Raw genomic sequence first — 20,381 nt, forward strand, 5'->3', positions numbered from 1 at the left:
TCAAACCTCCTCATTGTAAATATTCTTTTTTATCGTCAGGAGTATCTTGTATATACACTTCCACTCCTTTCGAACTAATATAATGCAAATCCTCTAAGTCTTTTTCATCTACATACACTTTTTTACTAAGTTGTCTTTTACCTGGTGAAAAATGCATGTTACCAACATTCACTTCTTTTATAGGTACTCCCCCATCTACTAATTTTCTAACAACTTGCGGAGTTTTGCACACTATAAAAATTTTTTGAGAAGGCGAAGCTTTATGAATTATATTGATAGTATGTTCTACCGTAAAAAAGCGAATGCCCACTCCTGCCATCTCTGCTGTCATTTTCATAAGTTGCTGCTGTAATGGGTCATTAGCCACTTCATCGTCTACGACTACAATTAAATTTGCCCCTAATGACTTCACCCATGTTACTCCTACCTGACCATGAACCAAACGGTTATCTATCCTTGTAAGTAAAATATTAGGAACTGACAAACACCTACCTCCTTCCTAATAAAACTAATAAAATTCTTTTTTCATTCTGTTTTCTACTAGCAAAAATCATGCCAACCAGTGTAAATACTCATGATTTAATATTATAAAAAGCATTCCCGCTTATCTGGGAATGCTAATAAAACATATTTCAGAAGATATTTTTTCTACTATAGCAATTTACATACATTCTAAAAGGGTAAATTTTTTATTTTAGTAGCTATCAAATCATATATAAACCCAATCTCCGCTGTCGGTATTTCCACTTTGTAAGTTTCCTCTATGACACTAAAAGCAGATTTAACAAAATCTATGAACTGTCTATGACACTGTTCGAATTCTTCTAAATTAGTGTAAGTAGTTATGGGTTCTTTCATTACTAATCTTTCAATCATTACACTCACATGTATATATAGGCTTATCTTTAGATCATTAGAAAATCTTACCCCTATAAATCTTTCCAAATCTGATATAGCCTTTTCTACCTGCACAATTATTTTATCTGGATTCAATATAGTCAAATGGTGTAGCACGTTTTGCAAAGAAAATAATCTTACTATTTTTTGGTTTATTTGTTGTACTGTTTCGTCATCTACAATTCCTCTCAATATCTTGCTAAGCAATACATCTCCTTTTCCAGCAATTAAATCTTCCAAGGAAAGATAAGGTACTTCTTTTATCCCGGGATCTGCTGTGCCTATTATAAGCTTCACGTTATAATTTTTGAATATTTCATCTTTTACACCATTTCCCTTTAATCTGCTGTAGTCATAGGGGATGATTTCAATATCCTCTTCTTTAAAACACTCTTTTAAAAGGTCTTTTATTTTTACTGCCGTTCCGATGCCAGTCACGCAGGTTGTCAAAATTGCATTTTCTCTGTTCTTCTGTGATTTTATAAACTTATATCTGCTGCTGTTTTTCTGTATCGCCTCTGTCACAATCTGCTCCAACGGTTGATTTTGAAGTATCCTGTTCCCAACATCTAAAGCCAGCTGTGTTGTAATATTGTTTATAATCGCTATGTCACCTTCAACAATATCAGTTAAAGATTTGTATATCTCTTCTAAAGAACCCATATCAACAAGAATTATGACTCCTCTTGAAGTATCAATATTTTTTAGATAATCCTGAACCCTTGCCATGACTTCCTGTGTTGACATCTCAATCGGCATATCAAAAGCTTCAAAAACAAACTGTCCCAAAAGCCTGTTAGCGACACTGGCAATGCTACTGGCAGTAGAATACCCATGGGCGATTATTATGGAGTTTATCAGGTTTGCTGTATCAGTTTTGTTTAAACTCCTAACATACAGAGTAAAATATGCCAAAGCGATCTTACTTAGCTTTATATCCAAATTGACTTCTATGAGGTCTGACATTTTATTTGCTATTATAAATTCTCTTGGAAAAACATTTTTCAATATTTCCAACATCGCATCTATATTTTCAGAATACTTTTCGTAAGTCATGTCACTTAAAAGATAATTAATAAAATGAGACAAAACCAAGACAGAATTGCCGTAATATTTAATTCCATACATATTCTGTATTATATTAAGCACGTTTTCCACTACATTCTTAATGGCATTAAAAACTATTGAGTCTATATAATTGTTGTCATTCTTGAAAATTATGGTATCTGTAAGCTCATTCAAATAAATTAGGATGTTCTTCTTAAAATCTTCAGAAGTTATCTCTTTGGCCTGGTATTTTTTAAAAAACTCAAACATTTTACCCAATGCTTCATAGATTTCCCTGTTATCATCTCTTTCCCACATCAAATCTTCATCTTTTTTATTGTAGGAAATTAGCATTCCATTGAAGTGAAAATTACTTTTTACTATGTCAAGGTCTGTTTGCATTTCTTTAGGCAAGTCGTACAAGTGAATTCTTAAAATGTTTGTTTTATTTTTTACAATATGGCTGTAAGCTTGAGCGCAGCTGTATTTTATGACATTTATGAGTTTACCAATATTGCCTGAAATCTTCGCCTTAAGAAGCACATTCAAGACTTGCTTACTTATCAGAATATCCATCCCTAAATTTTTAGCCTCATTTTTGTAAAAATTGTATATAAGTTGTAATCTTTCATGCAACGGCCTTTCATAAAAAGAGGGTATGTTAACGATTAAAGGTATTCGCCTCAAAAAAGTTTTGGTAAAAGTTTTTTCAGGGTCTTCTGTTGTAGCAAAAGATAAACCTTACTTTCGCTGTCCTCCAATTGTTTGTCTCACCAAGCCTTCTAAATATGCCTTTATCCATAAAGAGAAACAGTTTCTCCTGCCCCTCGGGAGGTAACCTGTGTACTTCATCTAAGAACAGATAACCTCCATCGGCTTCTTCTAAAAGACCTGGTTTATCTTTATCTGCTCCTGTAAATGCTCCTTTCACATAGCCGAAAAGGTTGGCTGACAAAAGTTCGGGATTATTGGCATATTCTGCACAGTTAAATATCACATATGGAGCATTTTCTTCTATCACGCCAATGTATTTGGCATATTCATAAATGAGCTGAGCAATATAGCTTTTACCAACACCTGTATTGCCTATAAGTAAAATAGGAAGCCCATTAGGTGGATAAGAAGCAGCAGATTTGCAAAGTTTTACCTGCTCTTTTAAACTGCCGTTGTAGCCTACAAGCTTTACGAAAGGATCTTCTGGTGAAGCTTTCAAGGAAGTGCTTACATCTTTTGTAGTATCCTTAAAGTCCTTTGCCCTTTTTTCGTAAATTTCTTTATCCACAAAATACACAGGCCTTGTGTTAATTTTTATTAACTTACCTTGCTTGTGAAGTTCATTTAAAAGGTGACTTGCCACATTCCTTCTCAGTTTCAACTCTCGAGCCACTTCCTGAGCAGTTATTCCTTTTTTCTCCTTTACATTCACATTCTGCGATAACTTTCTGACCAAATTAAAGACTTTCTCTTTATTTGTCAAGGAGGACCGCCCTTTTTTCGTATATGTTTATTAAAAAGTATACCACAGAAAACAAAAAATTTTTAGAAGAAAATAAAACTGCCCCTGCATATAGAGAGGAGCAGTTTGAAAAATCAAATCTATGAAACTACTTTTTGAGGAGTTCTTTTACCTCTTTCACTACCCTATCTACTGTAAATCCATACTCCTCCATTAATTTCTCTCCTGGCGCAGAAGCACCAAATGTATTCACCCCGAGCACTTTGCCCTCATCTCCTACATAGCGTTCCCACCCAAAAGGAGATGCCGCTTCAATTGCCAATCTCTTTTTAACACTGGAAGGTAGTATATGGTCTTTATAAGCCTGGTCTTGTTCTTCAAACCTATCCCATGAAGGCATGCTAATAACTCTTGCATCTATTCCTTCTTCTTTCAGCTTCTTCTGCGCATCAACTGCCAAAGAGACTTCTGAACCAGAAGCCAAAAGCAGGATATCCGGTGTTTCTTTTTCGCTATCTGAGACTATATAAGCACCTTTTGCCACGCCTTCTTCAGCTCTTTCTTTTGTTGTGGGAAGGATTGGAAGTTTTTGCCTTGTCAAAATCAAAACAGTAGGCTTATTCTTAGATTGCACTGCTAATTTCCATGCAGCTCTTGTTTCATTCCCGTCTGCTGGCCTTATAACTGACACATTTGGTATTGCGCGAAGAGAAGCAAGATGCTCTACTGGCTGATGGGTAGGTCCATCTTCTCCTACAGCAATTGAATCATGTGTAAATACATAAGTCACAGGTACTCCCATTAAAGCCGAAAGCCTTAGAGCGGGGCGGAGATAGTCGCTAAATACTAGGAATGTTCCGCCATAGACTTTAAGTCCTCCGTGGAGTGCCATCCCATTCAAAGCTGTAGCCATTCCAAACTCCCTTACGCCAAACCATATATTTCTTCCAGTGTAATTGCTGGTAGGCCCAAAGGCCTTTTCTCCTTTTATAGCTGTCTTGTTAGAACTTGCAAGGTCTGCGCTGCCACCTATGAAGTAGGGGATATTTTTTGCTAAAGCATTTATCATCTCTCCAGATACATCTCTCGTCGCATAAGCCCCTTTATCATAAGAAGGCATGTCTTTGTCCCAGCCTTCTGGAAGGTTTCCATTTATGGCATCTTCTAATTCTTTCGCTAACTCAGGATATTCTTTTTTATAGGCCTCAAACAGTTTATTCCACTCTTCTTCTGCCTTTTTACCTCTCTCAAGAACTTTAGCCCTGTAATGCTCGTATATTTCTTCTGGAATAAAGAAAGGTTTATACTCCCATTTATAATATTCTTTTGCCAAACGAGCCTCCTCTTCACCTAGTGGAGCCCCGTGTGCATCAGATTTGCCTGCTTTATTGGGAGCCCCGTAACCCAAGACGGTCTTTACTTCAACTAAGGTAGGCTGTTCTGTGTTTTTCTTAGCTTCACTTATAGCATTTCTTATAGCGTCAAGGTCATTGCCATCATCAACTCTTAAAACCTGCCATCCATAGGCTTTGAACCTATCTGCAACACTTTCTGTAAAGGATAAGTGCCTGTCTCCATCCAAGGTTACATCGTTAGAATCGTAAAGGACAATCAGTTTGCCAAGCTTTAAATGGCCTGCCAATGAACCTGCTTCATGAGATATCCCTTCCATTAGGTCTCCATCGCTTGCAATTACATATGTATAGTGGTCTATTATGTTGTAAGAACCGCGGTTATACTTATTGGCAAGGAAGCGCTCAGCCATTGCCATTCCTACTGCCATCCCAAGGCCCTGACCTAAAGGACCAGTTGTAGCCTCTACTCCGTCAGTAAGACCATGCTCTGGATGCCCCGGAGTTTTTGACCCCCACTGGCGGAAATTCTTTATGTCTTCCATGGAAACTTTGTAGCCTGAAAGGTGCAAAAGCGCGTACAAAAGCATTGAAGCATGTCCTGCTGACAGGACAAACCTGTCGCGGTTGAACCATTTAGAATTGAGAGGATTGTGATTCATAAACTCTGTCCAAAGCACATACGCCATAGGAGCTGCTCCCATCGGCATCCCAGGATGGCCTGATTTTGCCTTTTCAATGGCATCAATAGATAAAACTCTTATAGCATTTATAGCCAACTGCTCGATTCTTTCTGCCATGTTTTCTCCTCCTTACAAGTTTAATTGCTTTATTTCTTTAATATTATTATACACGAAAACTACTGAAAAACAATGTAAATAACATCTCTAAGGAACGACTCTTTTTTCTCTTTTATACACAATTAAAGATATTAGAAATACAATAAGCATAAAAACTAGTGTAGCAGAAAAACCTGCGAAAACTCCATAAATGTCATTCAATTTTCCAATCAAAAAATTGGCTATCATATTTATTGTAGAGGCAGTAGTAATTGTAATACCTATTATAGGGGTAGTGTATTTTCTAAAACTTTTCATTATTACTGCTATCACTGTGGGGAATATAATTGAGTAAAAGAAACCTGATAAAGAAATAAGCACGGCTAATTTTTTGAAACTTATCCCTAAAAATATTAGAGTAGAAGCAAGCATTGAAAAAAGTACAAGGCTTTTTCTGTATCCTATTTTTTCAACTAAAAACCCTCCAAACAACCTCCCAAAAGTAAAAGTTGCAAAAAATATTGACAAATACACTGAACTTTCAGTTCTGCCCATACCATACCATTTACTCAAAAAAGTTACAAACCAGTTCCCCACCCCAAGTTCTGAAGCAACATAAAAGCCCAGCATCACTGCAAAAAGCCATATTTGCCTGTTCTTTAGTATTTCCAGGTAATTTACTTTTTCCCTTGTAATGTGCCTTTTTTCTTCAATTTTTATCCATAAAGAAAACAGCATAATTACAAAAGATAAAAAAGCAACAGTTAAATATATTGATTGCCAAGTAAAGTTGAGGTGTAATAATTTAACTGTCAAATTGGGTGAAATAATTGCTCCAACTCCATAAAAAAGTGAAGCAAATTCATCATGAGAGCTTGATTAATGATAAAGACCACAACGGCAATTGCATTTACCCCTATCTCTATCGTACCCATACCCAAGTTCATAATAAAAGCAAAAATGAGAAATAGAAAAAAACTAGGTGATATCGAAATACCCACAAGACCAGATATTATAAGAAACAATCCGATTAGAAGTACAGCTTTTCTCCCTATTTTATCGGCTAAAAAACCACCAAAGAAGGTCGCTAAAATAAATCCGAAGCTACCTACAGATAAAAATAATCCCATCATTGTATAGTCAACGCCGTAAAAATCTTTAATCCCGAGTATTAAAGGACCCTTTACATTTTCTATTATTCCTATGAGGGTCATTAGAAGGTATATTATTGCTATTGTATAAACATTTGCACTCAAAAAACACACCCTCCTCTATTCCCTTACCTCATTTAATTATACGGGAATAAAGGAGGAAAGACAAATTTAAAATAAAAGTTCAGTCAGTAATTTCAAGCATCAAAGCTAAAGCTATACAATTCTACATATAGAAGGATTAGCTTTTTTGAAGTGATAATTTTAATATATCTCTTATCCTAAAATCTTTTACTTCCTTACCTACTTCTGTCTTTTTAATTTTTATACTAAAAAATTTATAAAATGAAATCGCTTTCAACTTAATTATTATCCTTAGAATTGGTACACTTTTTTGTAGAAAATAACAAGATAATAAGCACAAAAACTATGCCTTAACGTAATTCTTTTATTTTTACGTTACTTACAATAATTCCTTAAGAGTAGGAATTTTCTCTTTAAACAAGTCTTTTATTTTTATTAAATCCTCTGGAGTATTACCTTCAAATCTCATAGTAATTACTGGTTCAGTTACTGAAAGTCTTATTAATCCCCAGCCATTAGGAAAAATTACCCTTACCCCATCCAAAGTATCAATACTGTACTCTGAAAACTCCTTTTTTACCATTTCAAATAATTTTTCTTTATCGTAGGGATAAACTATTCTAATATCAGGAGTAATATAGTAATCCGGTATTTCATCAGCCAACTCGGATAATTTTTTCTCAAAAGTATTAATTATCTCACCCATTAATAATGCAGAAAAAATTCCGTCGTCCCCACCTAATTCTCTGAAAAAATAATGCCCGCTAATTTCACCAGCCATCACTGCATTTTGCTGTAAAAAACTTCGCTTTATAAAGGCATGTCCTGATTTCTCTCTGACTGCCTCTCCACCTAATTTTCTTATTTCCTTTTCTACAATAGTAGAACATTTATAATCATAAATAATCTTACCTGGACCATATTTTTTGAATAAGTATTTAGCAAAGATTATAATTATTTTCTCGCTTGGTATAACTTTGCCATTTTCATCTACAAATGCCACTCTGTCACCATCTCCATCAAAAGCAACACCAAAATTTGCATTAACCTCAACCACTTTCCGTTTTAAATGCTCTAAATTTTTCTCTACAGCAGGATTAGGCTCTCTATTTGGAAAAGTTCCATCAGGTTCACAAAAAAGCGTTTCTATTTTGTAATTTAATCTCCTGAAAAGATTTACTGCTGTAGGGCCTGCAATTCCATTTCCTCCGTCTATTACTACTTTTAAACTATTATTTACAGAAGTAAAAAAACTTTGTATATAATCTTCATATTTATCTAAAACAGGCTTATATATCAATTTGCCTTTTCCTTGCTTAAAATCCTTATTTTTTATTATTATTTCTATTCTTTTAATATCTTCTTCTGTGACTGGCAAATCTCCAAAAGCTATTTTGAATCCATTATACTCTGAAAGATTATGGGAAGCTGTAACCATTATTCCTCCATATACATTAAAATAATTTTTTGCAAAGTAAAAAGCAGGAGTAGGCACTGTTCCTATATCAATTACATCACACCCACTTAAAAGTAAACCCTCTATCACCTTTTCTTTAAGTAAAGGCGTACTTATCCTTGCATCCCCACCCACCACAGTGTTTTTCCCATCAATAAATGTCCCGAAAGCTCTACCAATTTCAAAAGCTTGTAATTCATCTAATTCCTTCCCGTAAATTCCTCTAATATCGCAGGCCTTAAAAATACTCACTTTATCTCACTCCTTAATTAGATATATCCGTTTTGTTTCATTAAAATAATGAACTTTTCGTATTTGTCTTCGTAAGCTTTTATCAAAGTATTTTCTGGTTCTACTATCTCCTTTAATTTCACCATATTATTTGCAGCTTCAAAAACATTATTATAAAAAGTTTTGGAAGCTGCCGTTATTGCACTCCCCATAGCTGATTCGCTAATTTCAGGAATTACTAGATTTTTATTCAAAATACTTGCTCTTATCTTTAACCATAATTTACTTTTTACCGCTCCACCAGTAACAAAAATTTTATCGCCCACCATCGCTCCTAATTGTTGAACAACTTCATAGCACAATTTCTCAGTCAATCCCACTCCTTCTAAAAACCCAAGATATAATTCATATTTATTCTCATAACTTCCCATAATAAACCCCTTTGCATCTGGATTAACAAATGGAAATCTTTCTCCTTTTCTCACTAAAGGGTAAATAATCAAATTACTAGGCAAAAATTTTTCTGCCTCTTTATTCCATTTGTTATAATCAACACCCAAAAAAATTTCTTCTATGCATTCTCCTCCAGTATTACTCGCACCGCCAGGCATCCACAAACCTTCTGGATGAAGATGAGAATAAATTCTTCCTAAAGGATCTATAAGTAGCCTATCTGTAATCCCTTTTAACACCAGGGTAGTACCTAAAATAGAATTCCACTCTCCTTCTTTTACGGTTCCAGAAGCTATTTGACCCGCGCACCCATCAGTCATGCCTGCTACTACAATAACATTGGGGGGTATTCCTGTTTCTTCAGAAATTTTTTTTGATATTGTACCAATTTTAGTACCAGGACTTACAACTTGTGGTAATTTATCTTTGTCAATTTGTAAACTTTTAAAAATAAATTCTGGCCATGTGTATTCTAGTAGATCAAAGCCTGTTTTCAAAGCATTAGAATGGTCCGTAATATCATAAATTCCTGTTAAAAGTCCTACAATGTAATCTGCTTGGTGAACAAATTTTTTAGTTCTAGCATATATTTCAGGTAAATTATTCTTTACCCATAAAATTTTCGGTAATGCAAAAGATGAATTAAAAACATATCCTAATTTTTTTTCAAAATCTGTTGCTAATTGGTTTATAAACTCCGCTTCCCTTATTGATCTAGAATCATTATACATTATGGCATTCAATAAAGGCCGATTATATTCATCAATAGCGATAATAGTACCAGAGGTACCATCTACAGAAATAGCAACTATTTCACTTAAGGAATAACCTTTATAAGATATATCTTTAATAGTTTTCTTTAAAACATCGATTAAACCTTTTTCCCATTCTAAAGGATTTTGCTCTTTCCATCCGTCTCGAGGACTATATACGTCTTTTAATTCTTCACTAGCAAATGCCACTTTGTCACCTTTTTCTGTTACAGCTATTGCTTTAATGCTTTGAGTCCCAATATCAATTCCAATGAAAATCATTATAGAACTCCTCCACTTCTAAAATTTTTCCATTATTTGGAGTTTTAAAGAAAATTTTATCCAGATATATACAGCCCCTGCTTTCGGTACTAAGAAAACAGGGGCTAAAATTTTGCTTTGTCAACAAACTGAGCAGATATTCAAATATTGAATATCTGCTATTATCTTTACCGCAACCTTTCTACTTCCATTTTCTCTACTTTAAAAACCTGTTGTAAATATCCAAGTTCTCCTCTTGCAGCAGATATCAAAACACCTACATTTGTAAACCACGAGAAATGATAAATAAACCTCACTTTATTTCTGTCAACTTCTTCTACAAAAACTTTCCTATATAGTAGATTCCAGTTGACTAGTCCAATAAAAGTTGCTATTTTATTCCCCTTCTCCCACCACGAACCATTATGCTCGTTTTTTACAAAGCGGTATTTCAAATCATCTCTTAAAACTCTCTCCACTCCTTCTCTCCCCATTTCTTCGAACCAAGGTGAATAGAAAACTACAGTAAAATAACGTACCAAAAATACCACTCTCCGGTCTTTTTTATAAAAATTTAATTACTTTCAATCAAAGAATTCGTTAATGTATTCTGAAATAGCTCTTATATCTCTATCTTTTACCAGCTTTATAAATTCTTCATTAGCTAAGTTTTCTGTCAATTTACTTAAAAATTTTAGATAATTATCAGGCTCTTTTATTACTAAAACAAAAATAATATCTACTTCTATTTCTGTAGTCGGATCATCCATTCTTTTAAAATATACTGGATTGAGAGGTTTAACTATAACTAAAACATTCCTATTAGCAAAACTTATTTCAGTATGAGGTATAGCCACTTTAAAAGTCTCATTAACATACAAACCTGTTGGAAATTTATCTTCTCTTTCTAATAAAGATTCTTTATATCCTTCTTTTACGAAACCTTTTTTTAATAAAACATCTGCAATATAAGAAAGAATCTCTTCTCTTGAACCCTCTATTTCTTCAGAGATTACTAAAATATCCAATTTAGTCACCCACCTTGTGTAGAGCTTGTTCAACCTCCTGCATGAATTTATCTACGCCTATCATCGTCATTAAAGGCAATCCACTCAAAACTGGTAAGTCTGCAGGCAAATCACCTTTTGAAAAACTGCCTGCCGTAATAATTACTAAATCAGGTCTTTTCGCTCTGACTGTATTTGGAACTTCAGATACCCTCATAGTCTTCAGTTCTGCATCAATTCCTCTCTTCTTAAGCAAATCTGACAATCTATCTTTTACCAAATTAGCAGAAGCAGCTGCAGAACCACACGCAACATATATAAGAAATTTCTTATTCATACATTTCACCCCTCCTTTTTTCTCACATATTTATCTATAATTTCTTTGATTTCTTCTTCACTAAATTCATGCATACCTCCAAATAGTTTACCTGCAAAAATCATTTTTGCTGCTTCTTCCAATACTTCAATCCTAGCAAAGGCTTCAAAAAGATTCTGTCCCACACTAAAAACTCCATGATTTTTTAAAAGAACAATATCGCTTTCTTTTAATCCATTAACCAATTTGTTAATCGATTCTTCCCCTGGTACTGCAAAATCTACTATTGATAATTTTTTAATCATAACCACATATTCAGGAGTTACAGGTTTAGGTACAAAACCAGCAGAAACCATTCCTACTGCAGTAGGAGGATGGGCATGAACTATAGCATTTATATCTTCTCTTGATTTATAAATAGCTAAATGATTGATAAGCTCACTAGAAGGAACCCCTCCATCTAATACTTTCCCATCTAAATTAACTTTTACAATACTTTCCGGCAATACATTCATCTTATCTAATCCAGAAGGGGTAATAAGAACATATGAATCTTCTCTGCAAATAATACTACTATTTCCACCTACACTAGAAGCTAATCCTTTTGTATAAACCCTGTTCATAATCTCAGATAATTCTTCCCTCAATCGTTTCTCTCTTACATCCATAAGGAGATCCCAACCTTTCTTTGTATAGGGAACTTGAGCAACGCTCAAGTTCCCATTATTTACTTTACTTATTATTTTTAAATTTTTTAAACTAATTTGCTTCTACGTTTGCTCCTTCCTCTAAATCCATTTTTTGTACGATTTTTACCGGTTGATCTTTAGCATAATACCATGCTAAGAAGTACAAAATACCGATAATAATAGGTACTATAGCCATTTCAGGCTTTCCAGACGCAAAAGCTACTATAGGCAAAATAACTATAAATGGTAGTATGTGCCCACCAGCATCCAAGGAAGATACGAGAACTACTCCAGCAGGAATTGCGTAATTTATTGCTTTAGCAGCATCCGTAAGAGGCACAGCGAAAGCATTTGTAATGTACATAACTAAAATTACACTTACCAAACCATTTAAGAATGTCTTTATTACGTTCCCACGAGATGCAGCAGCAGCCCACATTACAAAAATAGGTAAAATCGCCAAATCTGCTAATGGAAGTATTTTGTTTCCTGGAATAAAGGCAAACAAAATCACTAAAGGTAACATGAGATATCCTACGAAAATAGAAGTAGGATTAGCCAACCCTATGGGACCTGCATCTATTCCTATATAAATTTCTCGATTTTGGAACCTTGTAGAACGAGCAAAATATTCAGATATTCCATTTGCAATCGGCAAAAGTCCTTCCATTAAAATACCAATCATACGCCCCTGCAAAAGCATCAAAGCTGACAAATATATACCTGTTTTGAATATATCTACAACTGGTTGCCTTCCAAGTATACCGAGAAGTATTCCTACATAAAACCCCAACATGATAGGCTCTCCAAATACACCAAACTTTTTTACCAATCCTTCTGGATCCGCTTTCACTTTTTCTAGTGAAGGTACTCGTGAAAATATCAACTTTTCTAATGCCAAGTTTATAGGAGCCCAGTTAACAGTCTCTGTATGCGGAAGTGAAGTACCTGAAATGTTGAAATAGCGCTGAGCAAGAGGAGCAGTCCAATCTGCAAGCTTTAATATTATTATTTCTACAATAATAGCTACTAAATAAGCTAACCAAATATTTTTTGTCCACATATATACCATTACTGCAGAAAAAGCCCAATGCCAATAGTTCCACACATCAGCATCAAAAGTTTTAGTCCAATTTAGTAGTAGTAATATGATATTTACTATAAAAGCAATTGGAATGATTGCTGCAGAAATAGCAACTCCCCAAGTAATAGCAGCGGTCAAAGGCCATCCTACATCTAAGCTTTGTAAACTAAGTCCAAATTCCTTTGCAATAGCATCAACTGTTGGACCTATTGCTCCAAATACTGCTCCTAATACAGCACTTATTCCTATAAATGCTACGCCTACTACTAATGCTGCTCTAGCACTTTTCCCTACAGACTGCCTAAAAATAAGTGCTAAAACAAACAGAATTATTGGCATCATCATAGCAGGACCATAATTTAAAATTTGTTGTACTATACTTTTCAAATCTTACACGTTTTACCCTCCCCCTTAAATAACTTTTACTACTCCTAATTACATATATTTTTATTCTTGCATATATTTTTTATTCCCACCCCCTCTTCGTAAATTAATCAACTGAATATTCTAGAAAACATCCAACGCAAATCAAATATTGTGCCATATTAGTTGTCATGGTTTGTAAAACTAATAATAATTTTTTTTATTTCCGTAGAAGTTTTAGTTCTCTTCAACTTCTGTATAATTTTTTTATTTAAAACCAACTTATTTAACCAAGACAAATACTCTTTCGAGTCTTCTTTCAACGCTATCATAAATACTAAATCTGCCATGAGGTCCTTTTCCCAATATATAGGCTCTTTCAATTTTGCAATAGCTATGGCTGGTTTTATTACATGTTCTGGATAACCATGGGGTATCGCTATTCCATCGTTTAAAATAGTAGCTCCCATAGCTTCCCTTTTATATACGCTTAATAAAAACCTGTCATTTACATATCCTTTTTCATAGAGTTTTTCTGCCAGCAAATCTATCACGTCGCTTTTGACAAAAGCATCTACATCTAAAAAAATTAGCTCCTCGTCAATTACCTCTTTTAGCGGATTTTCCTTTTTAAGCCCTATTATCTTCTTTATCTTCTCTACCCCATCTCCTTTTAAAACTTCTTCTACAGATATGAAGGGTATACTTTCTATGCCGGGATTTATTGTACCTACAAATGCTGCCACGTCGTTTTCTTTTCTTATTTTTTCTATCTCATTTGCTATATCCTCTTGCCTTAGCATACCGACAGGAATTATTTTGTAATTTTCTTTAAGCTCTGGAATTAAGTCTTCAATGTACTTTTTTATTTTAAGAGCTGTACCCTCTCCAGTTATGCATACTGTCACAATAGCTTTGGAAGGTTTCTTGTCAAAAAGTGTCTCTACCTTCCCTACATAGGACTTTTCACTGTCTATAGCATCTGCTATCTCATCCAAAGTAGTCTCAGGTATAATAGCTCTTCTCACTGCCTCTAACACCATCACAGTATCCACTCTTGCTACAACTCTCGTAGGTATTCCAGTTCTTTTAGTTATAATCTCACCGAAAGTTACAAGAGAACCCATATCAACTAATATAATACAACCCTTACCTTCATCTATTCTTTTTACAACCTCAATTGTCCTCTCAAGAACTTTTTCGGGTTCTTCGTCTAAAGCCATGTCTATACCTATGGCATGATTAACTCCCAGAAGCTTATTAGCCACCTCTGCCATACTGCTTGCCACATGCCCGTGAGTTAGAACAATTACTCCCACTCTTCCCTCTTCCACTGGCTTTTCTCCTGAAAAAGTTTTTAAGTACATGGCTATAAACCCTATCTCTTCCTCGGGAAGTTCAATCCCAAGCTCTTTATTTATTTCTTTAGCCATGATCTTAGCTGTAGAATATTCCAAAGGATATTCTCTAATTATGTTCGCCAGTTGAGGATTAAAGATGGGCTTGCCGCTCAATATCCTTTCATACGTCGCGCTCAAGTGAATAGCAAGAGAGTAAAAGAGGTTGTCTTCTAAATTTTTAAAGCTTCTCCTTGCAATTTCATAGGCTTTTTCGACTGCATTCACAATCTTTTCTCCTACTACATTTACAAGCTCTTTCTTTGAAATTGAAATGGCGGTTTTAACGCTTGCAGCAAATTTTTTAAGCTCTATCTCCATTTCCTTGCTTAGAATTTTATCTATTTCTTCTTTTGTAAGCCCCTGTCTTTTTAAGTCAATAAACCTTTCTTCTATAAATTGGTATATTTCGTCAGGAAGCATATACCTGTTTTCTTTTTGAAATATTTTTACCTTCTTGTCAGGATAGACGACAAGGTCCTCTCCCAGATACCTTTCTATTTCAGGATCTCTTTTATTCAGTCTAAAGAGGCCTATTTTGACGTGATTTGGAAGGTCAGAAACATCCACAACTAAAGAAGAACTTTTACTACCAAGTGATGCTAAAAAGCTTTTTGCGCAGGCAACCTGAATATCACTCCTCAATTGCCCCAAATTTCCCGGGCATTCATATAGCATTAAAGCCCTTAAAGCCTCTTTTTTAATCACAATAGTCTTATTAAGGCGCACAGACTCTTTTGTAAAAAAGTTGTAAATTATTTCATATCTTTCATGAGGAGGTCTCTCAGAAAGGGATGGAAGTTCAATCAAAACAGGAATTCTTCTTCTAAAAGTCAGAAGAAGTGCCGATTCGGGATTTTCAGTGGTAGCAGCAATAAGCATAATCTGTGCTTCTCTCGTGTTCTCTGTTTCCCCTAATCTTCTAAATTTACCTTTATCTAAAAGATAAAAGAGTATTTCTTGCCCTTCACTAGGAAGCCTGTGAACTTCATCTAAAAAGAGTATTCCCCCGTTTGCCTTTTCTACCAACCCCTTTTTTTCTGTATCAGCTCCTGTAAAAGCTCCTTTTACATATCCAAAGAGCTGTGCCATTAGAAGCTGCGGATTATCTGCATAATCGGCGCAGTTAAAGACAACAAATGGAGCATTTTTATCAAATCGGCCTGATTCTACTGCAAAATTGTACATAGCTTCAGCAAGCTGGCTCTTTCCTGCTCCAGGAGGACCTACTATTAAAGTATGAAGACCATGGGGAGGATAAAGTACTGCTGCTTTTGCTAAGCTTATCTGTGCTTTAAGACTTCCTTCACTGCCAATTATATCTTTAAAAGACAATGTATCTTCCTTTTGACTTTCTACATCTTCTTCTGGTACAAAGTTTTTAAGATATACCTTTTTTTCTACTTTTATTTCTTTTAAAACTTCTTTCCTAAGCTGTGATACTACAAATCGAGATATGTTGTAGCCTAAAAGATTTAACTCTTTCGTAAGATTTCTATCTGAAATATCTGGATCTTCTTTGATTATTTTCTTTAAATCTTCTAGCAAATAGGGCTTTCTTCTTTCCCTTGAATCAGGAATATTGTTTTTAAGTCTAAATTGCGTAACGTCTTCTCTTTTGATATTAAGAAGTGCAGCAATCTGCTCATCAGTCAAGGGATTTTTCTTATCTTCTTTTTGTATAATTTCAAAAATTTTATCCAACATAGGCAGATGCCTCCCCTTTACATTTCACTTTGCAAAAAGTATACCACAAATGTGGTATGAATTGTATAAAATAAAAAAGACCCAAAATGAGGTCTTTTCAGTGTAAAAATGCCTTACTTAAGTTCTACAAAAGCTGCCATACTTCCTGTTATGCCTTTATCTCTCCTGTAAGAATAAAATTCCAGATTACAAGAAGTGCATATCTGGCTCACAGTGATGTTCTCATCCGGTATCCCACTACTCACAAGTTCGATATAATTGGCATGCTGCAGATCTAATAGCCATTTCCCATCGGGCTTTTTAACAAGAACCTCTTCCCAGTCCCCAATCGCTTCTTTTACTCTTTCTGCCACATCCTCCCCCACTTCATAGCAACATTTGTATATGGAGGGTCCTATTCCTACCAGTATATCTTTGGGATTGGAATTGTATTCTCTTTTCATAACCTCTACAGTATTTGGCCCAATATGAGCCACTGTTCCTCTCCATCCTGCATGAGAAAGAGCGACAACTTTTTTAACAGGGTCTAAGAAAAATAAAGGCACACAATCGGCATGAAATGTAACAAGAGGAATTTGCCTCTCGTTCGTCACAAGTCCATCTACTCCTACAATATCACTTCCTCCAAAGTTTTTCCCTCTATCCTCATATGTGACTTTTCTCACTACATTACCGTGGACCTGGTCAGAAAAAACCATGTTTTGGCAGGTAAATTCTCCTACAGCACATATTATCTTAAAGTTTTCGTAAACTTCTTCTTTGATGTCAAATCTTTTAAGGCTTAGATTTAAAGAGGCGTATTTCCCCTTGCTCACCCCACCTATTCTCGTAGTAAAAAGGTGCTTAACAACTCCTGTCTCTTCAAAAGAAGGTATAGTGTAGAAAACTACTCCATTTTTTTCATTTCTTTTAAAACCTATTTTCAAAGGCACCCGCTCCTTCTACTCTTCTTCTTTTTTATCTTCCACATCCTTTTTCTCTTTTTCTTGCTTTATCCCAAAGACTTTGTCCGTCCACTTTATAAAAAGCACCTGTATAAAGAAAAGCAATACCACTGTTATCATTGAAATTATAGGAATTATTATGAAATATTTTTCCATTAAATTCCTCTCCTTTGTGAATACTCCTCTTCTATTAATATAATACAACAAACGTTATCAAAAATCATTAAAAATTTAAAAAAATAGCAGGATAAACCTGCTATTTTAGCTCTATGAGTTCATAATCTCTAGTACCTAAACCAATCTCTTCACCGTATTTTAGCTGTAGCTCTCCTTTTGTCTCTGGGTGAAGCGCTTTAAACTTGTCTTCCCCCGGATTCATTCCATACCCTGCTTCTTCCAAGGCTGTACCTCTATGTCCAAATTGCTGGTTTACAAGGTCATAGCTTGCCTGGTCTATAGCAACAGGGTCAAAAGAAGCCAGTATCCCAACATCAGGAACAATTGGCGCATCGCTCCAGGGAGTACAGTCGCAAAGCGGTGTGACATTCATTACAAAGTTTATAAAAGCGATTTTACCTTTTTTAACAGAATATGCCCCATAGGCGTATTCTGTCATCCTCTCTATAAAAGCGTCCATATCTGTTCCCCATTGAGGCTTGATAACTCCATACTGGCACATTGAAACGCATTCTCCACACCCTATGCATATTGAATGGTCAATATAGGCAGAACCGTTAACCAAAGATATGGCACCTACAGGACAATTCCTTATACACATCTGACAGGCAGTACAGCCTTTACCTACCACAGGCTTTACTGTAGAATGCTGTTGCTGTTTCCCTGCCGCAGGGGCACATCCCATCGCTAAATTCTTTATAGCACCGCCAAATCCTGCAAGTTCATGCCCTTTGAAGTGGGACATGACAATCATGGCATTAGCATAGAATATGTCAGAAGCTATTTTTACTGTATCAAAGTGCTTCTTGTTAATTTTTACCTCAATGGAGTTTTTGCTCAGAAGCCCATCTGCTATTATTATAGGAGCATTTACAACAGCATAGGCAAAACCATTTTCAATAGCAGTTACCAAGTGATCTACTGCATTGGAACGACTGCCTTTGTAAAGAGTATTTGTATCTGTCAAGAAAGGCTTCCCACCGTAACTTTTAACCTTGTCCACTATTTTTCTCACATATATCGGATGTATGTAAGCATTATTCCCTTTCTCACCAAAGTGAATTTTTATCGCTACCAGGTCATTTTTATTTATTATGCTTTTAAAACCCGCCAGGTCAAAAATTCTAGCCACCTTTGAAGCCAAACTGCTGGATGCCTTATCTGCTCTCATGTTGTAGTAGTAAACTTTTGCTTTCATTAAAATCCCTCCTATAATCTAACAAATTTAGCATTTATAAACTTAATTCCTTTTTTGAAATAATTAAAGGCATTTTTATCACTTAATAGAACAATTGGAATATAGACCAAAGCCCCAATTATCATGGTCATAAAAAGTGTTAAAGCTTCATAAATCTTTTTATCTGGAACTCTAGCTGTTAGGTGGTTGTAAACAAAATATACAGTAATTCCCATTACTAGAGAAGCCGCCATCGCTTTTAAAAAGCTTATAAGCATTTGTTTTCCATTTATACTGCCAATCTTCTTTTTCAAAGAGTTAAAAAGAAGGAAAGTAGCAAATATTGCAGCAATAGAAGTAGAAAGGGCAAGTCCTCCTAGTTCAAGATATCTCACCAGTATTAAATTAAGGATTATATTTACTAAAACCGCCAAAGCTCCATTTATCATAGGAGTTTTTGTATCTTTCATGGAATAAAAGCTCCTACTTAAGACATCTCTTAAGCCATAGGCCGTCATGCCTATAGCAAAGTAAAAAAGTGCAATAGAAGTAAGATAGGTAGACCTCTCGTCAAAAGCTCCTCTTTCGAATAAAACCCTTATTATGGGGACTCTAAGCACCATCGCCCCTACAGACACCGGCAGAAGTATGTATAAAATTCCGCTTACCGCAAAATTAAGGCTTTTTACAAACCCTTCTCTATCTTCCTGAACAGAATGCCGCGACAGGACAGGGTATATTACAGTGGTAATTGCTGTAGAGAAAATCCCCAGTGCAAACATATTTAATCTGTTCGCATAATTTAAAGCGGCAATACTTCCATCCGGCAAAAAAGAGGCGATTACTCTATCTACATAAACATTTATAGTCTGTATCCCTGTGCCAATTAAAACAGGAATCGCTAATACAATAACCTTTTTTACGCCTTCATCTTTAAAGTTTATTTTCAACCTAAAGCGATAGCCCAATTTATATAAAACAGGCAATTGCATCAATGCCTGAATAAATGTCGCAAATATTATGGAGTAGGCTACTCCCATTATCCCAAACTTATGAGCGTATAAGATAGCCGCCCCAATTACTACAATGTTATAAGGAATGCCTATCATAGCAGGTACAGTAAAATGCTCCATTGCCTGAAGTGCGCCAGTAAAAATGTTGGAACTCGCTATTAAAACCATTGTAGGCAAAAGTATCTCTGTAAGCTTAACAGTAAGTTCAAACTTTTCCCCTGTAAAAGCAGGAGCTACAAACTTTACAAGATAAGGAGCGAATATAATTCCAATAAAAGTTAAAACAATAGTTGCAACACCTACTGTCCCCAGCAAATTGTTTATGAAATCAAAAGCTTTCTCCTTTCCCTCTTTTTGATAGTATTCGGTAAAAATAGGTATGACAGTTGTAGCAATAGCAGCTGTGACTGCTGCAAATAATATCATGGGAATTACAGTTGCCATGTTGTAAGCATCCATGAATACAGAGGTGCCAAATTTAGCAGCCAAAGTCACATCTCTAAAAAAACCAAATATTTTGCTTATAAGGGTCAAGACCATTATGACAGAGGCTGCCTTCACTGTCTTTTTCACAGTAGACATACCGCC

At 35.2% G+C, this 20,381-nt stretch carries 16 protein-coding genes and 2 pseudogenes; 1 reads left to right on the plus strand and 17 read right to left on the minus strand.

Going from position 1 to position 20,381, the window contains the following annotated elements; all coding sequences use genetic code 11:
• Positions 1 to 10: 10 nt before the first annotated feature.
• The 7 genes and pseudogenes from agaB to ACPLVE_RS01760 all read right to left on the minus strand — a co-directional run bounded on the left by agaB (position 11) and on the right by ACPLVE_RS01760 (position 9,940).
• Positions 11 to 484 carry a PTS galactosamine transporter subunit IIB gene (gene agaB, locus ACPLVE_RS01730; protein WP_424609275.1) on the minus strand — a complete coding sequence of 158 codons (474 nt, stop codon included), beginning with the start codon at positions 482 to 484 and terminating at the stop codon, positions 11 to 13.
• A 188-nt stretch (positions 485 to 672) separates the two neighbouring features.
• A pseudogene (locus tag ACPLVE_RS01735) lies at positions 673 to 3,421 on the minus strand (sigma 54-interacting transcriptional regulator).
• A gap of 127 nt (positions 3,422 to 3,548) precedes the next feature.
• On the minus strand, positions 3,549 to 5,552 hold the full coding sequence (tkt, locus tag ACPLVE_RS01740) for a transketolase (protein WP_424609277.1): 2,004 nt from the start codon (positions 5,550 to 5,552) through the stop codon (positions 3,549 to 3,551).
• 87 nt (positions 5,553 to 5,639) lie between these two features.
• Entirely contained in the window at positions 5,640 to 6,269 is a 630-nt protein-coding gene (locus ACPLVE_RS01745; protein ID WP_424609278.1) for an MFS transporter, read from the minus strand.
• 74 nt (positions 6,270 to 6,343) lie between these two features.
• Positions 6,344 to 6,787 carry an MFS transporter gene (locus ACPLVE_RS01750; protein ID WP_424609280.1) on the minus strand — a complete coding sequence of 148 codons (444 nt, stop codon included), beginning with the start codon at positions 6,785 to 6,787 and terminating at the stop codon, positions 6,344 to 6,346.
• Between the two features lie 358 nt (positions 6,788 to 7,145).
• Positions 7,146 to 8,474, minus strand: a complete 1,329-nt coding sequence (locus ACPLVE_RS01755; protein WP_424609281.1) for a phosphomannomutase/phosphoglucomutase — start codon at positions 8,472 to 8,474, stop codon at positions 7,146 to 7,148.
• 17 nt (positions 8,475 to 8,491) lie between these two features.
• Complete coding sequence (locus tag ACPLVE_RS01760) at positions 8,492 to 9,940, minus strand: FGGY-family carbohydrate kinase (RefSeq protein WP_424609282.1); 1,449 nt, start codon at positions 9,938 to 9,940, stop codon at positions 8,492 to 8,494.
• A gap of 17 nt (positions 9,941 to 9,957) precedes the next feature.
• Here ACPLVE_RS01760 and ACPLVE_RS01765 point away from each other — a divergent pair.
• Positions 9,958 to 10,158 (plus strand): annotated as a pseudogene (locus tag ACPLVE_RS01765) (hypothetical protein); the annotation flags it as partial.
• Here the strand turns inward: ACPLVE_RS01765 and ACPLVE_RS01770 are convergent.
• From ACPLVE_RS01770 to murJ, 10 genes are all read right to left on the minus strand, one after another.
• Complete coding sequence (locus ACPLVE_RS01770; RefSeq protein WP_424609283.1) at positions 10,108 to 10,461, minus strand: hypothetical protein; 354 nt, start codon at positions 10,459 to 10,461, stop codon at positions 10,108 to 10,110. The pseudogene ACPLVE_RS01765 and the gene ACPLVE_RS01770 overlap by 51 nt on opposite strands.
• 42 nt (positions 10,462 to 10,503) lie before the next feature.
• Positions 10,504 to 10,956, minus strand: a complete 453-nt coding sequence (locus ACPLVE_RS01775) for a PTS sugar transporter subunit IIA (RefSeq protein ID WP_424609285.1) — start codon at positions 10,954 to 10,956, stop codon at positions 10,504 to 10,506.
• Positions 10,949 to 11,263 carry a PTS galactitol transporter subunit IIB gene (locus ACPLVE_RS01780; RefSeq protein WP_424609287.1) on the minus strand — a complete coding sequence of 105 codons (315 nt, stop codon included), beginning with the start codon at positions 11,261 to 11,263 and terminating at the stop codon, positions 10,949 to 10,951. Before ACPLVE_RS01780 ends, ACPLVE_RS01775 begins: the two co-directional genes overlap by 8 nt.
• A gap of 5 nt (positions 11,264 to 11,268) precedes the next feature.
• Positions 11,269 to 11,910, minus strand: a complete 642-nt coding sequence (locus tag ACPLVE_RS01785; protein ID WP_424609288.1) for a class II aldolase/adducin family protein — start codon at positions 11,908 to 11,910, stop codon at positions 11,269 to 11,271.
• A 91-nt stretch (positions 11,911 to 12,001) separates the two neighbouring features.
• Complete coding sequence (locus ACPLVE_RS01790; RefSeq protein WP_424609290.1) at positions 12,002 to 13,402, minus strand: PTS galactitol transporter subunit IIC; 1,401 nt, start codon at positions 13,400 to 13,402, stop codon at positions 12,002 to 12,004.
• A 158-nt stretch (positions 13,403 to 13,560) separates the two neighbouring features.
• Positions 13,561 to 16,482 carry a sigma 54-interacting transcriptional regulator gene (locus tag ACPLVE_RS01795; protein WP_424609291.1) on the minus strand — a complete coding sequence of 974 codons (2,922 nt, stop codon included), beginning with the start codon at positions 16,480 to 16,482 and terminating at the stop codon, positions 13,561 to 13,563.
• 113 nt (positions 16,483 to 16,595) lie between these two features.
• Positions 16,596 to 17,408 carry a peptidoglycan editing factor PgeF gene (gene pgeF / locus ACPLVE_RS01800; RefSeq protein WP_424609293.1) on the minus strand — a complete coding sequence of 271 codons (813 nt, stop codon included), beginning with the start codon at positions 17,406 to 17,408 and terminating at the stop codon, positions 16,596 to 16,598.
• Positions 17,409 to 17,423: 15 nt separating this feature from the next.
• A complete protein-coding gene (locus tag ACPLVE_RS01805) occupies positions 17,424 to 17,582 on the minus strand; it encodes a hypothetical protein (RefSeq protein WP_424609295.1) in 159 nt (52 codons plus the stop codon).
• 100 nt (positions 17,583 to 17,682) lie between these two features.
• On the minus strand, positions 17,683 to 18,801 hold the full coding sequence (locus tag ACPLVE_RS01810; protein WP_011024677.1) for a DUF362 domain-containing protein: 1,119 nt from the start codon (positions 18,799 to 18,801) through the stop codon (positions 17,683 to 17,685).
• Between the two features lie 11 nt (positions 18,802 to 18,812).
• Positions 18,813 to 20,375 (minus strand): murein biosynthesis integral membrane protein MurJ, encoded by a 1,563-nt coding sequence (gene murJ, locus ACPLVE_RS01815; RefSeq protein WP_424609297.1) that lies wholly within the window; start codon positions 20,373 to 20,375, stop codon positions 18,813 to 18,815.
• Positions 20,376 to 20,381: the final 6 nt, after the last annotated feature.

Origin of the sequence: Caldanaerobacter sp., assembly GCF_049701115.1 — a bacterium.
Lineage (GTDB): Bacteria > Bacillota > Thermoanaerobacteria > Thermoanaerobacterales > Thermoanaerobacteraceae > Thermoanaerobacter.

What these genes read in the sequence shown, in the direction of transcription:
- tkt (WP_424609277.1), bottom strand. Translation starts at nt 5,552, where the DNA reads ATGGCAGAAAGAATCGAGCAGTTGGCTATAAATGCTATAAGAGTTTTA.
- ACPLVE_RS01745 (WP_424609278.1), bottom strand. Translation starts at nt 6,269, where the DNA reads ATGCTGTTTTCTTTATGGATAAAAATTGAAGAAAAAAGGCACATTACA.
- ACPLVE_RS01760 (WP_424609282.1), bottom strand. Translation starts at nt 9,940, where the DNA reads ATGATTTTCATTGGAATTGATATTGGGACTCAAAGCATTAAAGCAATA.
- ACPLVE_RS01780 (WP_424609287.1), bottom strand. Translation starts at nt 11,263, where the DNA reads ATGAATAAGAAATTTCTTATATATGTTGCGTGTGGTTCTGCAGCTGCT.
- ACPLVE_RS01785 (WP_424609288.1), bottom strand. Translation starts at nt 11,910, where the DNA reads ATGGATGTAAGAGAGAAACGATTGAGGGAAGAATTATCTGAGATTATG.
- ACPLVE_RS01795 (WP_424609291.1), bottom strand. Translation starts at nt 16,482, where the DNA reads ATGTTGGATAAAATTTTTGAAATTATACAAAAAGAAGATAAGAAAAAT.
- ACPLVE_RS01805 (WP_424609295.1), bottom strand. Translation starts at nt 17,582, where the DNA reads ATGGAAAAATATTTCATAATAATTCCTATAATTTCAATGATAACAGTG.
- ACPLVE_RS01810 (WP_011024677.1), bottom strand. Translation starts at nt 18,801, where the DNA reads ATGAAAGCAAAAGTTTACTACTACAACATGAGAGCAGATAAGGCATCC.
- murJ (WP_424609297.1), bottom strand. Translation starts at nt 20,375, where the DNA reads ATGTCTACTGTGAAAAAGACAGTGAAGGCAGCCTCTGTCATAATGGTC.